General features: G+C 55.3%; 16 protein-coding genes. 14 read left to right on the plus strand and 2 right to left on the minus strand.

Annotated elements, in window-relative coordinates; all coding sequences use genetic code 11:
• Positions 1-735: 735 nt before the first annotated feature.
• Entirely contained in the window at positions 736-1,122 is a 387-nt protein-coding gene (locus CUC53_RS08240; protein ID WP_100293706.1) for a hypothetical protein, read from the plus strand.
• Between the two features lie 288 nt (positions 1,123-1,410).
• Here CUC53_RS08240 and CUC53_RS08245 read toward each other — a convergent pair whose 3' ends face one another.
• Positions 1,411-2,271, minus strand: a complete 861-nt coding sequence (locus CUC53_RS08245; protein ID WP_100293707.1) for a Vmh family MBL fold metallo-hydrolase — start codon at positions 2,269-2,271, stop codon at positions 1,411-1,413.
• A gap of 130 nt (positions 2,272-2,401) precedes the next feature.
• On the opposite strand from CUC53_RS08245, the gene CUC53_RS08250 reads away from it, so the two are divergent.
• Entirely contained in the window at positions 2,402-3,301 is a 900-nt protein-coding gene (locus CUC53_RS08250; RefSeq protein ID WP_100293708.1) for a LysR family transcriptional regulator, read from the plus strand.
• A 60-nt stretch (positions 3,302-3,361) separates the two neighbouring features.
• On the opposite strand, the gene CUC53_RS08255 is transcribed toward CUC53_RS08250, so the two are convergent.
• The gene (locus tag CUC53_RS08255) at positions 3,362-4,138 is read right to left on the minus strand and encodes a BPSS1780 family membrane protein (protein WP_100293709.1); all 777 of its coding nucleotides are present in this window, start codon (positions 4,136-4,138) and stop codon (positions 3,362-3,364) included.
• Positions 4,139-4,521: 383 nt separating this feature from the next.
• Between CUC53_RS08255 and CUC53_RS08260 the strand changes: the two genes are divergently transcribed.
• The 12 genes from CUC53_RS08260 to CUC53_RS08310 all read left to right on the plus strand — a co-directional run.
• Positions 4,522-5,343, plus strand: a complete 822-nt coding sequence (locus CUC53_RS08260) for a peptidoglycan DD-metalloendopeptidase family protein (protein ID WP_100293710.1) — start codon at positions 4,522-4,524, stop codon at positions 5,341-5,343.
• Between the two features lie 150 nt (positions 5,344-5,493).
• Positions 5,494-6,210 (plus strand): nicotinamide riboside transporter PnuC, encoded by a 717-nt coding sequence (gene pnuC / locus CUC53_RS08265; protein ID WP_100293711.1) that lies wholly within the window; start codon positions 5,494-5,496, stop codon positions 6,208-6,210.
• A 3-nt stretch (positions 6,211-6,213) separates the two neighbouring features.
• Positions 6,214-6,939, plus strand: a complete 726-nt coding sequence (locus CUC53_RS08270; RefSeq protein WP_100293712.1) for a nucleoside phosphorylase — start codon at positions 6,214-6,216, stop codon at positions 6,937-6,939.
• Positions 6,940-7,048: 109 nt separating this feature from the next.
• Positions 7,049-7,720, plus strand: coding sequence for a Crp/Fnr family transcriptional regulator (locus tag CUC53_RS08275; protein WP_100293713.1), 672 nt, complete (start codon positions 7,049-7,051; stop codon positions 7,718-7,720).
• A gap of 839 nt (positions 7,721-8,559) precedes the next feature.
• Positions 8,560-10,206 carry a tetratricopeptide repeat-containing response regulator gene (locus CUC53_RS08280; protein WP_100293714.1) on the plus strand — a complete coding sequence of 549 codons (1,647 nt, stop codon included), beginning with the start codon at positions 8,560-8,562 and terminating at the stop codon, positions 10,204-10,206.
• 86 nt (positions 10,207-10,292) lie between these two features.
• Positions 10,293-11,099, plus strand: coding sequence for an exodeoxyribonuclease III (gene xthA / locus CUC53_RS08285; protein WP_100293715.1), 807 nt, complete (start codon positions 10,293-10,295; stop codon positions 11,097-11,099).
• A 351-nt stretch (positions 11,100-11,450) separates the two neighbouring features.
• Positions 11,451-12,650 carry an efflux RND transporter periplasmic adaptor subunit gene (locus CUC53_RS08290; protein WP_100293716.1) on the plus strand — a complete coding sequence of 400 codons (1,200 nt, stop codon included), beginning with the start codon at positions 11,451-11,453 and terminating at the stop codon, positions 12,648-12,650.
• Between the two features lie 9 nt (positions 12,651-12,659).
• Positions 12,660-15,758, plus strand: coding sequence for an efflux RND transporter permease subunit (locus CUC53_RS08295; RefSeq protein ID WP_100293717.1), 3,099 nt, complete (start codon positions 12,660-12,662; stop codon positions 15,756-15,758).
• 114 nt (positions 15,759-15,872) lie between these two features.
• Positions 15,873-16,397: a hypothetical protein gene (locus CUC53_RS08300; RefSeq protein WP_100293718.1), complete on the plus strand. Its 525-nt coding sequence runs from the start codon at positions 15,873-15,875 to the stop codon at positions 16,395-16,397.
• 199 nt (positions 16,398-16,596) lie between these two features.
• Positions 16,597-16,737 carry a hypothetical protein gene (locus CUC53_RS18850; protein WP_157798230.1) on the plus strand — a complete coding sequence of 47 codons (141 nt, stop codon included), beginning with the start codon at positions 16,597-16,599 and terminating at the stop codon, positions 16,735-16,737.
• The gene (locus CUC53_RS08305) at positions 16,734-18,251 is read left to right on the plus strand and encodes an efflux RND transporter periplasmic adaptor subunit (protein ID WP_167386720.1); all 1,518 of its coding nucleotides are present in this window, start codon (positions 16,734-16,736) and stop codon (positions 18,249-18,251) included. Before CUC53_RS18850 ends, CUC53_RS08305 begins: the two co-directional genes overlap by 4 nt.
• Positions 18,248-20,989 (plus strand): efflux RND transporter permease subunit (locus tag CUC53_RS08310; RefSeq protein WP_100293719.1); only part of this gene is annotated, 2,742 nt, incomplete at its 3' end. The genes CUC53_RS08305 and CUC53_RS08310, both read left to right, overlap by 4 nt.

Consider the following 20,989-nt stretch of genomic DNA (forward strand, 5'->3'; position numbering starts at 1 on the left):
ACACTCTATTTCACCTAATAAATAATAACTGCTATCGTCATATAGATATGTAGGCCACATTATCATCCTCATTTATACACACTTAAAAGTCGCCTCATCTTGCTCTAAAAATATGTACCTATTCAATTTTTAGTTAATTTAATTAACTAAAATCAGTCAATAAAACATATATTCCAGCCATACTAATAAGAGCCTATTGGTATTTGTGCTAAAAAATAAATAACTAAAAATTAAATGTTTTAGCTAGATATCATTAAGTTGGTATCTAGGCGATGCATGAATCAGCAACAAGGAATTTATTCAATAAACACTCAAACTCGACCTGACCAATATTGAACTTGCTTATTTTGTGAATCAAGCCCGTTTGTTTTTAGTTCTATTCCAGTTTAAGGGTATTCACGCTCTCGCCTTGGGTTAGTATCAGGTTGGTATAACAAAAAGTTATTAGCTCAGTTGAGCAACCCATTGACTTAAGTTTATTACAAACACATTTTTTCGTTTTTATCAAAAATTCAGAATATCCCCACGCTAATGACCAAACAATCATAAACAGACTCGCCAGCCCAGCACGATCACTACAATCAATAATATCATTTAGTTACGTGCTATTTTGATAAGTTAAATAATTAGTATTAGAGCAATTTGTTATTTACCATCAAAAAAAAGTGACTTTTATTTTTCGATCCGTATATTTGGCCGCGGAAATCACACATAAACTACATAGAGGCGTATCACATGCAAACTAAATTCATTATGTTGGCACTTTCAGCAGCCCTTTTTTCTGCTGGTGCTTCAGCAACTTACCGTGTAGATGTTAAGTGTCTCGATGAAGTGACCCTGACTGACATCCATGCTGGCTATATTACCACCGCTAAAAGTGGCCCTGATCTAGGAAATGCTGTTGTTATTTCATGGGAAAAGAATGGTCAGGTTGGTGAAACCAGCTTCAACATATTCAAGAACCTGAACGACTACCCTGGCATGGGTTTTTTTGATATGGCCATGCTGGCATTAGATCGTGGCTCACCAGTCAGTGCATGGGGCAATGATGCAACCTGCTCTACTGGTATTCATCAGTTTAAAATTGGCCGTCCTAAATTTGGTAACGGCGGCGCAGCATAATACATTGGGCCACCTGAATTGAGGTGAGACACTCATCTCATGATCCGATTGGTGGCATCATGACATCACTAAGCGGCACCCACCAAGGCTCGAATGTGGAAATTTTTAGCGCGATCAGTGATTCTTTTTCGTGCTACCAGCGAACTAATGGGATAGATGGCGTTGCAGCCAAATCATCGCAACAACACATTTAACGGGTATACCGCTAACTAGTTATCAACTGACGCCGGTCCCACAGGCGTCAGTTGATGTTTATCTGTGAACAGCATCAATCACAGTGGTAATGGCTTACCATTTCATTTCACCCGTATTGACCTTAGCACTAATGGCTAGCCCATCGTCTGCCGTTAACGCAGGGTACGCCCGCTTCATCCCTTCAATCAATTGGCTGGAATTGTTGGCCTTTGCCAACTCTTGTTCAAAACGCTGCACATAGTCACGGGTAAACGTCACGCCCTTATCCCCTGTAGGCTCTGCACCTAAGAAGTGGCCCGGAATAACACGCTTCGGCTGTAACGCTAACAGATCATCCAGGGCGTTTACCCACTTAGCGCGCGCCTCCTTAGTTTGGCTATCGGCCATCCACACGTGCACACCATTAAAGACCGCCACGCCCCCCAAAGCAGTTTTCAGAGCAGGCACCCATAAATAAGCGCTCGGGGTGTTCATCTCTTTGATCTCGATCTGTTGCCCTTCTAGGGTGAGATGCGTGGCGGTCATGACCTCCGGCACTGTCAGGCTTTTGGGAGCGCCTTTACCTAAGATCGGTCCCCAGTAACTTAATTTGGCATCTTTGGTCTGCTTGATATGGTCAACCACATGTTGATCGGCCAGTACCTTTACGTTCGGGAATACGGCCTTAATCGGCTCTAAACCAAAGTAAAAGTCAGGATCTCCTGCACTGATATAGATGGCCGTCAACGTCTTACCACTCTGTTTGATCAAGTCAACCAAGGCCTGACCATTTTGCACATCGAACTGAGCATCGACGAGAATGGCCTCTTTATCACCACTTATCAGTGATGAAGAGACGGGGAAGATCGCTTTGTCGCCTGGGTTAAAGAGCGTCACGTTCAGGGGCGCGGCCAAGGCAGTGCCACTTAACAGGGCGGTGGCTAAGGTCAAATGACGGATCAGGGTATTATTCATGGTGTTTTCCTTATGAGTATTGATGTAAGAGGTTATTCGATGGACAGAGTCTATTCGAACGACTAACGTGCAAATACAGCATATTAAGGACATCACTGTTGCACTAATCGAACATATAAAGGGGGGGTTTATGGATCGGCTCACCGCATTGCGGGTTTTCGTCACGGTCGTCGAACAAGGCAGCCTAAGTGGCGCTGGCGAAAAATTAGCGATGTCGCGGGCGATGGTGTCACGCTATTTGGCAGAGCTGGAACAGTGGATGGGGGCACGCCTGCTACACCGTACTACTCGGCGCCTAAGTCTAACGGGCCCAGGGGAAGAGGCGCTCGACCGAGCTCGCGCCATGCTCATATTGGGTGAAGAGATGGAGCAAATCGCAGCCCGTGATGACGACGCGCCAAGAGGGCAACTGCGCATCACCTGCTGTTATTCGCTCTCCAAAACCTTGTTGGTCACCACCGCCAACGCCTATTTAGCACGTTATCCCGGCACCGCTATCGACATTTTGCCGCAGGATAAAACCGTGAATCTGGTAGAAGAGCGCATCGATTTAGCACTGCGTATCACCAATGATCTCGATCCCAATCTAGTGGCTCGCCGTCTTGGCACCTGCCATTCCGTCGTGTGTGCCAGTCCAGCTTATTTAGCTCGCCAACCGCCCTTGCACACTGCGCAGGATCTGGCTGTTCATAACTGCCTGACTTACAACTATTTTGGCAAAAGTCTCTGGGAGTTTAACGGGCCAAACGGGCCTGAGACTGTGCCGGTGAGCGGTAACCTCAGCGCCACTATCTCTAACTTGCTGCTGGAGGCCACCCTTGGTGGGGCAGGTATCAGCCTGCAACCCCGCTATTCGGTCAATCACCATTTAGCGCGAGGCGAGCTCATTTCGCTACTGCCAGCGTGGCAACCTAAACGCCTCGGGATCTACGGTGTCTATGGCACTCGCAAGCAAATGACCCCTTTGTTGCGCAGCTTCCTTGATATGTTGCTGGACCAAATGGCCAACGACCCTATGTGGCAAAAGTAAGCAAGGCGCTAACAAAATGGGGCCACTCAACGGGCCCCATTTACAGCGAATTCAGATCATTTACGCCTCAAAACCACTCGGATTAGCGAGAGGTTCGGTGGCCACTTGCTCATCCAAAAAGATGTCGCGATAGGCCGCATACAGGGAGTATTGCAGCGCAGGTAACACCACCAGCAACCCCACTAGCAGTAATGCGGTCCCCAACAATATGAAGAGTAAGCCCACCAACCCCCACCAACATAGCGGCCACGCGTTACGCACACACCCTTGAAAACTAAGGCGAGCAGCCTGCATCACGCCAACACCGTGGAAATAGATCAATACAGGAGCAAACATCATTGCCATCACGACCGGCAGCACCAACACTAATCCGAGCAGCAGGGCTAACAGCAGTTGTTGTATCTGCGCAGCTCCCACCGTTAATGTTGCGGGGTCCTGCTGCAGTAACTCGATAAGGCCCGACTTGTACACCAGTCCCACACAAAGTAGTGCGATCCCCGTCAATAGGGATAAACCAAACAGGCCGCCCAATATCAGTGGGGTGAGGCGGTGACGAAAACCAGCCAAAAAATCGCTAAATTGCAAGGTTGCGCCACCATAACCTCGCGCAGCCACGGCTGCCCAGCCAGCCCCCCAGACCATATAAAGCAGCTGTGATATGAGACTACCTGCCGGCAGCTGCTCTAGCACCAGTCCCACACCGAGCCATAGCAACAACATCAACACACTCGCCCCCATGCCTAGATTGAAAATATCAAAGCCACGGCGAGTCCAGTCCCATCCTGCACGCCATGGGCGCCGGATGGGCTGAGGTCGAAGGGGCGGATAACCGTTCATATCATCTCCTAAAGCAAGCTAACGCGGGGCGCCAAGGGCGCCGATTCTAGGGGCGGGCTCTCATCGACTCAAGGCCAGCTCACATTGGGTGTAGTAAAGAGGACAGTGCGACCACCTGATCACGCTTTACCATACCCTATTTTCACTCTCCCCCTCTGGTTGTCTGGCTCATGACAAGGCACAATCTGTGCCCCTTCGAGCCTGATGACTCGGTTTAGTCGGGGTCATCGGCTCATGCCACACGCTACGCCAAGTACCCACCGGTAATCGGTGCCCTTCGCGTATATAAAAAACCAAGTTAGCCAATAACTTAGACCTTATGGGATAAGTGTTAAGGCCAGCCCCCATGCCCAATGGGGTATTGATGAGTGAATAGAACTGCCATGAGAGTGATCGGTTATCTGTTGTTATTGCTGGCTAGCCAGCTAGCCTTTGCCGATGGTGTGATCAGCCGCCATCTTCATCATCCAGTACCTGGCGGCATCGCCGTCGTGCCACTCGGAACTCAGTCCTCCGCCCCGCGCGCTCATTATCAGGGTAAGCCGGTGCTGATCGTGCGTGAGGCTCAGCAATGGCTCGCCATTGTCGGGCTAGCGCAAAAAAGTCCATCAGGCACCCATCAATTGATCACCACAGATGGCCGGCAATTCGATTTTCAAGTAGGTCGTAAACACTACCGAAAGCAGCACATCAAGCTGGCCAACCGCCGCCAAGTCAACCCACTGGCTGACGACTTAACTCGAATTAACCGGGAATTAGCCGAACAAAATATCGCTTATCAGACGTTTAGCGCGAATCAACCCAGCAATTTGCTGTTCGATAAGCCGGTTAACGGGCCGCTATCCAGCCCATTTGGGCTGCGTCGTTTTTTCAACGGGGAGGAACGTAACCCTCATTCAGGTCTCGATTTCGCGGTCGGCACCGGCACCCCCGTCAAGGCTCCAGCGGCAGGTAAGGTGATCTTGCTTGGCGATTACTTTTTCAATGGCAAAACGGTATTTGTCGATCATGGCCAAGGCCTGATCAGCATGTTCTGTCACCTCGCTAAGATTGAGGTGCAAGTGGGTCAACCGCTGCCTCGTGGTGCGGTGCTCGGCCGAGTGGGGGCAACGGGCCGGGCTACTGGGCCCCATCTCCACTGGAATGTCAGTCTCAATGACGCCCGCGTCGACCCCGCTATCTTTATCGGCGCCTTCACCCCTTGATGGCCGCAATGACACAACCACCTCAGATGCGCTTTTTTTGATGTCACTCAGGCTATCGCGGACAAATGTCCTGCCCACGCCGCAAGAGTGTCCCTAACATAGCGCCCATTTTGATTACCCCGCTCTCGCTGATGCGGTAAGGAAATACCTATGGATTTATTGGAGTTATTCAGTATTCACCACACGTTAGTCACCATCCCGCTCGGCGATGGCTATGCCATGTCGTGGATTGAAGCCATCGGCACCCTGTTCGGACTGGCGTGTATCTGGTTAGCCAGTCAAGAGAAGACCATCAACTACCTGTTTGGCCTGATCAACGTCAGCCTGTTTGCCATTATTTTCTTCCAGATCCAACTCTACGGCCTGCTGATGCTGCAACTGTTCTTCTTCTGCGCCAATCTTTACGGCTGGTATGCTTGGACTCGTCCAGCCAATGATCAGGGGGAAACCTTGCAGATCCGCTGGCTGAGCAAATCCAAGCTGATGCTAACCGCAGCCCTGAGCGCCCTGGCCATCGCCCTGTTGACCCGCTACATCGACCCAGTATTTGCCGCCCTGGCGCGCACCTCGGTCACTCTGCTTAACCTCTTTGGGGCTGAGTTAGCCATGCCGGATCCCTCACCCGATGCGTTCCCGTTCTGGGATGCCACCATGACCGTGCTTTCGGTCGTGGCCCAGATCCTGATGACCCGCAAATATGTAGAAAATTGGGTCCTTTGGGTGATCATCAACATCATCAGCATCGGTGTCTATGCGGCGCAAGGGGTCTATGCCATGTCGCTCGAATACTTAATCTTGCTATTTATCGCCGCCAACGGCACCCGCCTCTGGGTACTTGCCGCTAAGCGTTCACAACAAGGTCTCTAAGCCATGTATTTGTTACCCCATCTCCAATGCAAAGCTGGCCAAATTGCCGAACGAGTCGTGCTGTGCGGCGATCCTGCCCGCGTTGACCGCATTGCTCAGCAACTCGAACAGGCGGAAGTATTGGGCCAACACCGTGAGTTTCGCCTCATCAACGGCCACTATCAGGGGCACCCCATTACGGTGTGCAGCACTGGCATCGGCGGTGCATCGACCGTGATCGCGTTAGAAGAGCTGGTGCAAGCTGGCGCACGATCCCTGATCAGGGTCGGCTCAGCGGGCGCCCTCCAGCAGGAGATTGGACTCGGCGATCTGATTGTGGTGGAAGGCGCGGTGCGCAACGAAGGGGCATCTCAAGCCTATCTACCCACCGAGTATCCCGCCTGTGCCGATATCTGGCTGCAGGCGGCACTGCTTAACCATATCGCGACCAGTGGCCAGGTTTATTGGCATGGGCTGGTACGCTCCCACGACAGCTTCTACCGTGATGATGAGCAGGAGGTGTGCCGCTACTGGCATGCTCGTGGCGTGCTCGGCGCCGATATGGAGAGTGCTTCGCTGCTAGCGGTGGGCCGTCTGCGCAAGGTGCGGGTCGCGGCCGTACTGTGTAACGTGGTCCCGTTCGAGCAAGATGTGCAACAGGGGGTCGCGGACTACGCCAGCGCCGAGCAAGCCATGATGGCTGGCGAATGCAGCGCTATTGCAGCCGCCCTGCACGCCCTCGTGTCATAAACCCTAAGGTGCATCGTTAGCCACAACACATCTTACTGTGTGCGGGCTAGTATCAGGCCCGCGCGCTTGCTAGCCTCACTATCTCATCAACCGATGTAATAAGTGAGTTATGCAGCAACAGCCCTACCCTCTTGGCCGTTTTCACACAACACTCCAGCAACTTGAACCCCGCTTCGCAGCGGCGCTCGACGCCTCAACCCTGTTTCTACGCCGCTACCTACCCGGTGAATCCATCATGCAACAAGGGGAGCTGAGCGAGCAGCTCTATCTGGTCAAGCGCGGCAGGGTCTCCCTCAACAGCACGGTTCACTCGGGACGCAGCTTTCAGCTCGGTGATATCGAGTGTCATGACCAAATTTTTGGTGAAATGGAGTTTTTCAGCACGACCCCAGTGCAGTGGAACGTAGTGGCCGAAACAGAACTCGATGCCCACGTCATCTGCGCCCACAAATTGGCTAAACGATTACTGGCTGAGCCTGAGCTAGCGCTGTTCTTTGCCACGGCACTCGCCTGCGACTATCTCGATACCTTGGAGATCACCACCAGTCGCCTACTGCACCCAATCTGTTACAACATTGCCTTGGAATTGTGGCGCGAACGCCAGCGCACGCCGATGTTAGGATCGCGTAAACGCGCTCGCGAAGCCGCCCGCTTTGGTACCACTGAGCGAGTCTATCGGCGTGCTCTCAAAGAATTAGTCGAACAGGGCATTATTTACGAAGGGGATAGCGGCCCCGCCATCGCTGACTTGACCAGGTTACGTGCCTACCTTGACCTGTGATTAACCTGCATATTGAATGGCTACCCGCCTTCATTAGCCATTGGCTCACCCCGTATCGCACTATCACACGCGAGGGGCAGTGTCGCATCTAGTGGCAACACCTTGCTGGATCTTGATTGGGTTAGCCCTAATGCACCCCGTCCGCCGATATTAACGAACAGTGGCATCAAGTAACCGTATTTTAACAGGCTAATCCGCTGGGTTATAAGGCGCTAATAACACGACTTAAATACGTTTAATGACTAACGTAACAACATAAATCCTATCAATTCAATGTATTAAAAAATACATTTGCAATATTAAACCTCATCGTCTACAAATCGGAACGAGACCACATTCATGCCTATTACGGCAGGTTAGTTTGGCGTCACGCGCATCATCAAATGATACTAAGAAGGTGCTATTGCATGTTCCCTGAGCACAAAGGTCGCATCTCGAACAAGAAGAACCAAACGCTTCATTGCCGAGATAGTGTTGGCTGCCCTCCCCACATCGATAGCAGCCGTGAACAGAGTGCGATCGCCCCTGCCAACCCGCCACGCCTCGTTCTGGATTATCAGCAAGCCCAACCCCAAGCAAGAACACAACAGACAGCCCATAGCCCGTTGCTCGCGCTTAACGCGGCGCTAAATTTACGCTCGGGTGGTGATTTTTTGCCCATATCACCATCATTCCCATCGATATGTCGGCCCTTACCATTTTATCTAAACAGCGGCAGCACAAGCGTTGGCGGGGTATTTCCCTCCTCACAGGTTGCCACCTTGGTCAAGAGGTATGCAGATACTGAAATTTGGTGGCACACTTCATATCATCAACCTGTAGCGCGTCGATCCCGAAAGATGTTGATATCGGATAAAGAACCAGAGAAAAAGTTCCCTGCCAAACCTAAGCGCGTGCTCATGGTCAACGAGCAGCGCTCGTTTCAAGTGATGATGAAAGCGATCTTGATCAATCTCGGCATCAGCAACATTACGTCTGCAAACAACGCAGAAGAGGCGCGGCGCCGTTGCCAGAAAGGGACCTTCGATATTTATCTGATAGATTACGATCTCGGGGTGGGTGAAAATGGTCGCCAGCTATTAGAAAGCCTAAAAAATCAAAATCTGATCCCCCCCCAGAGCGTGGTGATCATGGTCAGTGGCGACAGCTCGCGGGCCATGGTGCTCAGTGCGTTAGAAGCTGAGCCTGACGAATATCTGATGAAGCCATTCTCGCAGGAGCAGTTCGCGTTTCGGCTAAAACGCGCTCTCGCCCGTCGCCAAGCACTGACGCCGATTTTTACTGCTCTGGCAGACAGCAACTGGCCTGCACTCATCACGGTTTCAGCCGCGTTAGCACAGACCCATCCCCGCTTTGCCAACTACTGCCGCTGCATCCAAGCAGAAACCTACTTAAAACTGGAACAAGCCCAAGATGCCCGTGACCTGATGCGCCAATTACTCGCTGGGCAAGAGAACAGCTGGGCTAGGTTGATACTGGGTAAGGCGTGCAACTCCCTGGGGCTTCACGAAGAAGCCGTTGGGCATCTGCAGACCACCCTCAAAAATACGCCATTGATGGTCGAAGCCCATCGCTGGTTGGCGGAGTCCATGCTTGCACTGGGTAATACGGAGCGAGCCCAACAAGAGTTGAAAAGAGCGGTCGACATTTCTCCACAATCGGTACTACTTGCTCGCAGGCTGGCAGAGGTGTGTCTCATTCGTCATGACTACGCGCAAGCAAAGGAGGTCTTACTCTCTCTCATTGAGCTATCGCGTAATTCCATCCACTGCACGCCGCACTATCTTGGCGCTTATATTCAAGCCTTGACCCTTTACAGCCTCAATAGTAACGACAGCCATCAGATCCCTCACTTACAAAAACAGGTCAATGCCGCCCTGTCCCGCCTACGCGATTCTCTGATGATGTCAGAGTTCAATTACCCAGCGTTTGAACAGATATGCCAAGCACGAGTGCAAATCGCGCTGGGTGAACCGCTAAAAGGTAAGCGAATGCTTTACCGAGCCAACCAACACTGGCTCGATGACCAAGCTAATCCGTCGCCTGCTTTACTGGGGGAAACCGCCCTCGCACTCTATCAACTCGGTGAATTTGAATATGCCGATAGCTTGCAAAGTTTACTGGCAGCAAACCCAGACACGCTGTTAACCATCTGCATTCAAACGGCCCTTGATGATCGTTCAGCACAGGAGCAACGCCAACGTTATGAAGAGCTCAACAACTTAGGTACCAACGCATATCAAGCTGGCGAGCTAGAACAGGCGCTTACCCATTTTCGCGAAGCCCTGCGCCGAGTACCCGCCAATACTGTGGCGGCCTTAAACAAGATCCAAGTGCTATTACTGTTGATGCCAAATAGTCAAAAAAGCCTGCAGCTAAGAGCAGAATGTAAGGCCACGGTGGAAGAATTAGACGGTATTCCCCTAAATCCAACACAACAAGAGCGCTTTCACGCTCTGCGCCAAGAGTTCGATAAGCTTAATTAAGTTCCTCTCACGCCCCCTTAAACTTGCATCCATAGCCGATTCCTCGTCCAATAGCGGCCTATCACAATGACATGAGCATCTCAGAAATGAAGATTATCTCTTTTAATATCAATGGCCTAAGAGCTCGACTGCATCAGCTGCAAGCCATCATCGACAAGCACCAGCCCGATGTGATCGGCCTGCAGGAGATCAAGGTGCACGATGAAGCCTTCCCGCTCGCCGATGTGGAGGCCATGGGCTATCACGTGGCGTTTCACGGCCAGAAGGCCCACTACGGGGTCGCCATCATGAGCAAGCAGAAGCCAGTCAAGGTGGAGAAAGGTTTCCCCACCGATGATGAAGAGGCCCAGCGCCGGATGATCATGGCCACCTTCGAGCGCGAGGACGGCGCCCTCATCAAGGTGATGAACGGCTACTTCCCACAGGGGGAAAGCCAAGATCACAAGACCAAGTTCCCAGCCAAGCAGAAGTTCTACGAGGATCTGCAGCACTACCTCGACACCCACCACACCCCAGATGACCAGCTGGTGCTGATCGGGGATATGAATATCTCCCCCACCGATCTCGACATCGGCATCGGCGAAGCGAACCGCAAGCGCTGGCTGCGGGATGGCAAGTGCTCCTTCCTGCCCATCGAGCGCGAATGGATGGAACGCCTGAAAGGGTTCGGCCTCACCGACACCTTCCGTGCCGCCAACCCCACCGAGTGCGAGCGCTTCTCTTGGTTTGATTACCGCTCTAAGGGTTTTGATGAGAACCGCGGCCTGCGCATCGACCTCATCATGGCCTCCGACGCACTTAAAGATCATGTGACCGAGACCGGCATCGACTACGAGCTACGTGGTATCGACAAACCCTCCGATCACGCCCCTATCTGGGCTTGCTTTCGTTGATCGCCGCGGGGGAGAGCCATCGGCTCTCCCCCCTGCTCCGACTGGTAATTAGTGCCATTTTTATCTGTAAAAACACCGTTTTAACCTCTTTTCACCATCTCCACCTTGGGCAGTTCCCAAGGTGTTTTCGTATGGTACTATCGAGCCTCTAACACAGGTGCGGCCCAGACCTCGTTCTAGCCAGCCACGACATAACTTATACAGCTAAGCAGCTTAGGTTCAACGTTCGTACTCTATGATTAAAAAACGTCTGTAATCCAATGAGTTGAATTTATAACCATGAAGTTAACCGTGTCTGTCGAAACAAAAGGTGAGCGCAATGGCCGTAATCGATCTAACAGGAGTGAGATGATGAAAGTGCCAAACGCAAAAAAAACACGGGTCAAACAGGGACTGATTGCCCTGGCATTGACCAGCACATTGACAGCCTGTGGCGATGAGCAAGCCAAGGCCCCCCCAGCCATGCCTGTCGTACCTGTGGTGGTCAATGAAGCCACCTTGACTGACGTCCCCATGACCACCGAGATGGTGGGGGAGACCGCCGGCTTTCGGGAGATTGAAGTGCGATCTCGCGTCAGCGGGATTTTGCTCAAGCGTACCTACGTCGAAGGGCAGAGCGTCACTTCTGGCCAGGCCCTATTTGAGATCGATCCAGAACCCTACAAGGTCGCGTTGGAGCAGACCAAAGGCACCTTGGCACAAGAGCAGGCTCGACTGAACAAGGCAACCGCCGATCGGGATCGCATTATCCCGCTGTTCAAACGCCAAGTGGTGAGTCGTAAAGATTACGATGACACCATCGCCAACTACGAAGCCGCCGTTGCTAGCATGCAAGCCGTACAAGCCAAGGTGAAAGAGGCTGAATTGAATCTCAGCTACACCAAGGTGACCGCCCCCATTGACGGGATGGCCAGCAAAAGCTCGCAATCGGAAGGTAGCCTGATCTCTACCAGCGGTGACAGCAGCCTGCTCACCACCATTACCCAATACAACCCGCTCTATGTGAATTTTTCATACTCAGAGCAAGATCGCCTCAACTTTGAAAAATCGGTCAAAAGCGGGCTCATTGAGGCCAAAGATGCCACCAATTGGCGCACCCATATCCGCTTGGCTGATGGCTCTGTTTACCCTGAAGCAGGCAGACTGAACTTCTCGGATAGCAGAGTCGACCCACAAACCGGCACCATCCGAGCACGAGCCATCTTTGACAATAAAGCAGGCACCCTACTGCCGGGCCAGTTTGTCCGGATAACCATCGATCTGGGCACCCGCAAAAATGCCATCGTGATACCGCCACGGGCCATTATCCAATCCCAAGCAGATCGGATGGTGATGGTGGTGGATGCTGAAAATAAAGTCGTGCCGCGTCCAGTCACACTAGGCGCCGTCGTCGATGCGGGCGTCTTGCTCGAAAGTGGCTTAGCAGCCGGTGAGCGTTACATCGTCGAAGGGCTGATGAAGGCCCGCCCCGGTACGGTGGTCAAGCCAGTCACTGCTGATGAGATGAAAACGATCAGCGCTGGCATGGTTAAGCAAGCATCGGCCAAGTAAGGAGACACCATGTTTTCCAAGTTCTTCATCGAACGCCCCATCTTCGCCAGCGTGATTTCGATCATTATCGTGCTGGGCGGCTTGGCGGCCATGCGATCGCTGCCCATTGAGCAGTATCCGCAAATTACCCCACCGGTCGTCTCAGTGACGGCGTTCTATCCAGGCGCCACCCCTGAGGTGATTTCACAAACGGTGGCTGCCCCCCTTGAGCAGCAGATCAACGGCGTTGAGCAGATGCTCTATATGCAATCCGGATCTGCCTCAAATGGGCAAATGAGCCTCAACGTCTATTTCGAAATAGGAACTGACCCCGATCAGGCGACCATCAACGTTAACAACCGAGTCTCAGCTGCCATGGCTCAGCTGCCAGAGGAGGTCAAAAAGCAAGGGGTCACGGTCAAGAAGAAATCGACCTCCATTTTGCAGGTGGTGACCCTGCAGTCGCCCAATGGCGCGTTTGATACCACCTACCTCTCTAACTATGCCCTGCTCAACATCATTGATGAGCTAAAACGGATTCCGGGGATCGGTGATACCACCCTGTTTGGTGGCACCGACTACGCCATGCGGATCTGGCTACGCCCCGATCGGCTGGCCCAGTTACAACTCACCCCAAGCGATGTGATCGGCGCGATCCGGGAACAAAATACCCAGTTTGCGGCAGGTAAGATTGGCGCCCAACCCACCACCGCCCCCATCGACTTTACCTACACGGTGCAGACTAAAGGCCGGCTTGAGGCCGTTGGTGAGTTTCAAAACATCATCATCCGTTCTATGCCAGATGGATCCAAAATCCGACTCAAAGATGTGGCACGGGTCGAGCTGGGCGGCAAAGATTACGACCTAGTGGCTCGCGCCAACGGCAAGCCCGCGATTGGTATCGCCACCTATCTGCAACCGGGGGCGAATGCCGTGGCGGTGGCCAATACCGTTCACGCCACCATGGAGAGCCTCAAAGAGCGCTTCCCCCAAGATATCGAATACCAGATCCCCTACGACACCACTGAGTTCGTCAAAATCTCCATTGAAGAGGTGGTCTACACCTTGTTCGAGGCGATTGTGCTGGTGTTCGTGGTGGTTTACCTGTTTTTGCAGAACTTCCGCGCCACCCTGATCCCCTGTATCGCGGTGCCAGTCTCGCTGATCGGCACCTTTGCTGGGATGCTGATGCTCGGTTTCTCCATCAATTTGCTCACCTTGTTTGGCATGGTGCTCGCCATCGGTATCGTGGTGGATGACGCCATCGTGGTGCTGGAGAACGTCGAGCGGATCATGAGCGAGAAGAAGTGCTCGCCCAAAGAGGCGGCCATCCTCGCCATGCAGGAGGTCTCGGGCCCGGTGGTCGCCATCGTGTTGGTGCTGTGCGCGGTGTTCTTGCCTGTGGCCTTTATGGGTGGCATGACGGGGGTGATGTACAAGCAGTTCGCCATCACGGTCGCGGTCTCGGTAGCCATCTCCGGTTTGGTGGCATTGACCCTCTCCCCTGCCCTGTGTGCGGTACTGCTCAAAGAGGGGCACCACCAACCCGCCCGTTTCTTCGTCTGGTTCAACGCTAAATTTGATCAACTGACCCATGGCTATGTCAGCGGTGTGGCCTTCCTCAACCGCCGAGTAGGGGTTGCTTTTGCCATCATCGCCCTGTTGCTCGGCTCTATTTATGGCCTTTACCTGAAAGTGCCAGGAGAGCTAGTCCCGAACGAAGATCAGGGCTACCTCATCTCGGCGGTGATGCTGCCAGATGCCGCGGCCATGACCCGTACCCAAGCGGTAGCAGATCAATTCGACCAAATCGCTATGGCGAACCCCAACGTCAAGGATGTCATCACCTTCTCTGGCTTTGACATTCTCTCCAACGCCATCATCAGCAACAGCGGCCTCACCTTTATCACCCTCAAAGATTGGAGAGAGCGCAAAGAGGCGGGACAGGACTCCTTCTCGCTGGCCAAGAGCCTGCAAGGGATGAGCTTGATGGGATTGGCTGATGGCTTTGTTGCCTCGTTCAACCCACCGCCTATCCAAGGCATGTCAACCACCGGTGGCTTGGAAGGCTATTTGCAAAACCGAGGAACCGGCAGTGCGCAAGCCTTCGCGGCCGAAGTGGATCGCTTCTTGGCGGCAGCCAAAGAGCGGCCGGAATTTGCCAGCGTCACCTCTACCTATCGGGCCAACGTGCCACAGGTCTATCTCGATTTAGATCGTGAGAAAGCCAAAGCACTGGGGCTGCCCATCAATGCGGTGTTTGACACCATGCAAGCCACCTTTGGTCAGGTCTACGTCAATGACTTTAACCAGTTTGGCCGCACCTATCGGGTACAGCTGCAATCTGAGGCGGATTACCGCGCCAAAAAGAGCGACATTCGTAACGTCTATGTCCGCTCGGGCAATGGCGAGATGATCCCGTTAAGCAGCTTGGTCACCGTGCGTGATGCCAGTGGTCCTGAGCTGGTGGAGCGCTTCAACGTGTTCCAAGCGGCCAAGATCATGGCGCAACCTGCCCCCGGTTACAGCTCAGGGCAGGCCATCACCGCGCTGGAAGAGGTGGCAAACAACAGCCTCGGTAACGACGCCAAACTGGAGTGGATCGGTTCTGCCTATCAAGAGAAAGCCTCGGCGGGCAGCGCAGGGATGGCATTTGGTTTTGGTATCGTGATGATCTTCCTCATTCTGGCTGCCCAGTATGAGCGCTGGAGCCTGCCATTTGCAGTGATCACCGCCGTGCCGTTCGCCCTGTTCGGCGCCCTGCTGGCGACCTGGCTAGTGGGGCTGACCAACAACGTCTACTTCCAGATCGGATTGGTGACCCTGGTCGGCCTCGCCGCCAAGAACGCTATTCTGATCGTGGAGTTTGCGGTGATGAAGCACGAAGAGGGCATGGGCCTGCTCGATTCCGCACTGGAAGCAGCTCGCTTACGCTTTCGTCCGATCGTCATGACCTCGCTCGCCTTCATCCTCGGCTGTGTGCCACTGGTGACGTCAAGCGGGGCTGGGGCTGCCAGCCGTCACGCCCTGGGCTGGCCAGTGATTGGCGGCATGTTGGCCGCCACCTTCATTGCCATCTTCTTCATCCCGCTGTTTTTCCGCCTCATCATGAGGGGCTCAGAGAAATAGCCAATCGGATACACTGATCCCCCTCCCCATGGAGGGGGATCAGTATCCAACATCCAACGCCTTGACTTTCTCCTTAAGGTAAGGTTTACAGTGCTATTCTCTCGTGTTCTGAGGATGCCCTGTTTGTCTCTCATCCAGCTTGCTGCAAGATTGCCCTCTGCTAGCTTGGCCCGACTACTGCTGGCGCTCCTCCTTATCTGTAATTTAACCCTCTGTATCAATTGGCACGGCAGCACTCAGCCATCGCCTGAGCAGCAAACCAGCGCCTTGACAGACGCGGTCGTCCCCATGTCGATGTCGGCAGAGCACTCATCACACACCTCGGCTATTTCTGCCGCAATGGCCGACGGCGCCCAGCACAGCGTCACAGTACCGAGTTGCCATTCACCACAAGGGGATGCGCTCACCAGCACCGACGACGGCTGCCCGATGCAAACTGGGGTGAATGTTCTCGCCAGCCCCCTGACATGGGTGGCAGTGTTGCTGATGCTGATCATCCTCCCATTACTGTTTTTGCCTACAGGAATGGCCAGCTCGCGGCTCGATCTCTGGCTACGCGACCCCTTTTTGCGATCCCGTGGTACTCACCCCCCCTCTTGGCCGCGCCGACACTTGATGCTGTCGGTGCTGCGTCACTAGCGCGATCTTCTCTGGCGGCAACCAAGCGTTAGCTTGTCCATGTGCTGCCGTTTTTGCCTGACCCTGTGACCACTGGCCCCGCCAGCAACAGGGAGCGTGCGTCTGCTGACTCGTCAGCTGCGCCCCGTTTGCCGCCTTCCCTTTGGTTGATGCTTGGTTCATCTCCTATCCGGCGGCCTGACAGAAGAGAAGAAGTATCATGTCATTTGCCCTGATTGCCGGCTGTGGCGCCGTCAATGTTGCTGCCCATGTTGCTGCTCACGTTGCGGCCAACCTTGCGGCCCCTATCGTCGCCGTCCAATGCGCCGCCCCTCAGCTACTGAGTGGAGGTGAACGATGAGTCAACCACTGCTGATTGGTGCCCTGCTGCTGGCCCTTGGCGCCGGTGGCGGCTACTGGGCCGCCAAACAAACCTCCGATGGCGCCAGCGCCAAAGAGAAGACGCCGCTCTACTGGGTCAACCCGATGGACCCCCGCGACAAGCGTGATAGCCCCGCTAAAGACAACATGGGGATGGACTTTATCCCCGTCTATGAGGAGCAGAAGAACGGCTCGCCGGGCACCGTCACTATCAGCCCAGAGATCCAGCAAAACCTAGGGGTACGCCTTGCCAAGGTGGAGCAGCTGCCCATCCACCCGCAGATCGAGACGGTGGGTTACGTCGGCTATGACGAAGATCGGCTGGAGGCGGTCAACGCCCGCATGGCGGGCTGGGTTCGCACCCTCGCCATCAAGAGCGAAGGGCAGCAGGTGGCAAAAGGCTCTCTGCTCTACGAGATCTACGCCCCGGATCTGGTCAATGCCCAGCACGAATACCTGCTCGCCCTCAACACCAGCAACCCGCTGCTGCTGCGCGCCGCCGAGGGCAAGCTCAAATCCCTGCAAGTTCCTGCGGATCAAATTGCCGCCCTCAAGCGCAGCCGTCAGGTGCGCGAAACCATCGCCATCTATGCCCCCACTAGCGGCTATGTCTCAGCGCTCACCGTGCGCGAGGGGCAGTATGTGGAGCCCGCCGCCGCCCTGTTCAACATCAGCACCCTCCAGCAGGTGTGGGTCAGTGCCGAGGTGTTTGAGCGTCAGGCCACCCAGCTGAAGGTGGGCGATCCGGTCACCATGACCCTCGACTATGCCCCCGGCCGCAGTTGGCAAGGTAAGGTGGATTACCTCTACCCGACGCTGGACGCCACCACCCGTACCCTTAAGGTACGGCTGCGCTTTGCCAACCCAGATGAGTTCTTGAAACCCAATATGTTCGCCAAGGTGACCATTCGTACCGGCAAGGGGGAACCGCAATCGGTAGTGCCAAGCGAAGCGGTGATCCGCACCGGCAGTCAGGATCGGCTGGTGCTGGCGCTGGGAGATGGCAACTTCAAGTCGGTTGCCGTCACCCTCGGCCCGCAGTTTGGCGACAAGGTGGTCATCAAGGCAGGGGTGGAGGCTGGGGATAGCATCGTCAGCTCGGCCCAGTTCCTGCTCGATTCGGAATCGGCTATCGAGTCGGACTTCCAGCGCATGACGGCGGTGCGCCCGACCCAGGTGTGGACCCAAGGGACAGTACAGAGCATCGATCTGGCCAACCGCACCCTGATGGTTTCCCACCAGCCCATCCCCGAGTGGCAGTGGCCCGCCATGGAGATGGAGTTCACCGTGGCGGATGGTGTGGACATCACTCCGCTCGCCGCAGGGCAACCCCTCCAGCTGCAGGTGATGCAGGAGGGAGATGAGTACCGCATCACCACTATCCAGCAGGAGAAGGCACCAGCGAGTGGCAACACAGCCCAGCCCGCAACAGATGAGATGGGCAAGATGGAAGGCATGGACCCTAGCCAGCACGACATGGGAGCCAAGCCATGATCCCGTCGATTATTCGCTGGTCGGTGGGCAACCGCTTTCTGGTGCTGCTGTTGACCGCCATGCTCACCGCTTGGGGACTCTGGTCGGTTAAACAGACGCCGGTGGATGCGCTGCCGGATCTCTCCGACGTGCAGGTGATCATCAAGACCACCTATCCGGGCCAAGCGCCTCAGGTGGTGGAAGATCAGGTCACCTACCCGCTCACCACTGCCATGCTGGCGGTGCCGGGGGCCACCACGGTGCGCGGCTACTCCTTCTTCGGCGACTCCTTCGTCTATGTGTTGTTTGACGACAACACCGACCTCTACTGGGCCCGTGCCCGGGTGCTGGAGTATTTAAGCCAGGTCGCGCCCAACCTCCCCGCCTCCGCCCGCCCCCAGCTCGGCCCCGATGCCACTGGGGTGGGCTGGGTTTATCAGTACGCGCTAGTGGACAGAACCGGTAAGCATGACTTGAGCGAGCTCACCTCGCTGCAGAACTGGTTCCTCAAGTACGAGCTGCAAACCGTCAATGGCGTCTCCGAGGTCGCCACCGTCGGCGGTATGGTGCGCCAGTATCAGGTACGGGTCGATCCGGACAAGCTGCGCGCCTACGGCATTCCGCTCTCCCTTATCGAGACCGCCATCGCGCAGGGCAATCAGGAGACTGGTGCCTCCGTCATCGAGATGGCGGAAGCCGAATACATGGTGCGCGCAAGCGGCTACCTCAAGAGCGTGGAAGACCTCAAGCAGATCCCGCTCGGCACCACGGTGCGCGGTGCCCCGCTGCTGCTGGGTGACGTGGCCGATGTGATCACCGGCCCCCAAATGCGGCGCGGCATTGCCGAACTCAACGGCGAGGGGGAAGTGGTCGGCGGCATCATCGTCATGCGCTATGGCGAGAATGCCCAGCACACCATCGATGGCGTCAAGGCGCGGCTGGATGAGCTGAAAAGCAGCCTGCCACAGGGGGTGGAGATCGTCACCGTCTATGACCGATCTGATCTTATCGCCCGCGCCATCGACAACCTCTCCGGCAAGTTGGTGGAAGAGTTCGCGGTAGTGGTGCTGGTCTGCCTCGCGTTCCTGTTCCACCTGCGCTCATCCTTGGTGGTGGTCATCACCCTGCCCATCGCCATTTTGGTGGCCTTTATCGTCATGCACCTGCAGGGGATCAACGCCAACATCATGTCGCTGGGGGGCATCGCCATCGCCATCGGTGCCATGGTGGATGGCGCCATCGTGATGATTGAGAACGTCCACAAACACATGGAGCGGGAGGCACTGACCGACCAGAACCGCTGGCGCATCATCACCGAGGCGAGCATCGAGGTGGGGCCCGCCATCTTCTTCTCCCTGCTGATCATCACCATTAGCTTCCTGCCGGTGTTTGCGCTGGAGGCGCAGGAGGGGCGGATGTTCCACCCGCTCGCCTACACCAAGACCTACGCCATGGCCGCCGCTGCGGCGCTCGCCATCACGCTGGTGCCGGTGATCATGGGTTACTTTATCCGTGGCAAGGTGTTGGCGGAACAGGCGAACCCGCTCAACCGTGGTTTAAGTGAGGCCTATGTGCCACTGCTGAAGGCCGTCTTGGCCCGTCCGAAAACCACCCTGGCCATCGCCGCCATGGTGACGGTGGCGGGCTTCTGGCCGCTTAAATATCTGGGCTCAGAGTTTATTCCACCGCTCGATGAGGGGGACATCATGTACATGCCCACCACCGCGGCCAATATCTCGGTGGGCAAGGCGCGGGAGATCTTGCAGCAGACCGACAAGCTCATTCGCACCGTGCCCGAGGTGCAGAACGTGTTCGGCAAGGCGGGGCGCGCCGAGACCGCCACCGATCCGGCCGATCTGGTGATGATGGAGACCAGCATCCAGCTCAAACCCCGCGACCAATGGCGCCCCGGCATGACCCCGGAGAAGCTCAAAGAAGAGCTCGACTCCCTGATCCGCTTCCCCGGCCTTACCAACGCTTGGGTGCCCCCCATCAAGACCCGCATCGACATGCTGGCGACCGGTATCAAGACCCCGGTCGGCATCAAGATTGCGGGGCCAGATCTCAATGTCATTGAGCAGCTAGGCCAGCAGCTTGAGCAGATCGTCGGCAAGGTGGACGGCGCTGCGTCCGTCTACGCCGAACGGGTGGCCGGTGGCCGCTACGTCAAGGTGGATATCGACCGGCTGAAGGCGGCGCGCTACGGCCTCAACATCGCCGACGTGCAGGCGGTGCTCGCCACCGCGGTGGGCGGCATGGAGGTGGGCCAGACCATCGAAGGGCGCGAGCGCTACCCCATCAACCTGCGCTACCCCCAGAGCTATCGCGACTCGGTGGCGAGCCTCGAGCTGTTGCCGCTGGTGACCCCGAGCGGGGCGCGCATCGCGCTGGCGGACGTGGCACGGGTCTACATCAGTGACGAGGCCCCCATGCTGCGCAGCGAGAACGCACGGCTCAACGGCTGGGTCTACGTCGATATTCGCGGCCGCGACATCGGCTCTTTTGTGGCAGAGGCCAAGGCTGAGGTGGACAAGCAGCTGGTGCTGCCGGCGGGTTATGCCCTCACCTGGTCGGGTCAGTACGAATACATGGAGCGGGCCAAGGCGCGCCTCGCCTATGTGGTGCCGCTCACGGTCGCCATTATCGTGCTGCTGCTCTATCTGGCGTTTCGCCGCGTTCAGGAGGTGCTGCTCATTCTCACCACCTTGCCGCTGGCGGTAGTGGGCGGGATCTGGACCCTCTGGCTGCTCGATTTCAAC

The sequence above is a fragment of the Aeromonas cavernicola genome, from assembly GCF_002795305.1.
GTDB lineage: Bacteria > Pseudomonadota > Gammaproteobacteria > Enterobacterales > Aeromonadaceae > Aeromonas > Aeromonas cavernicola.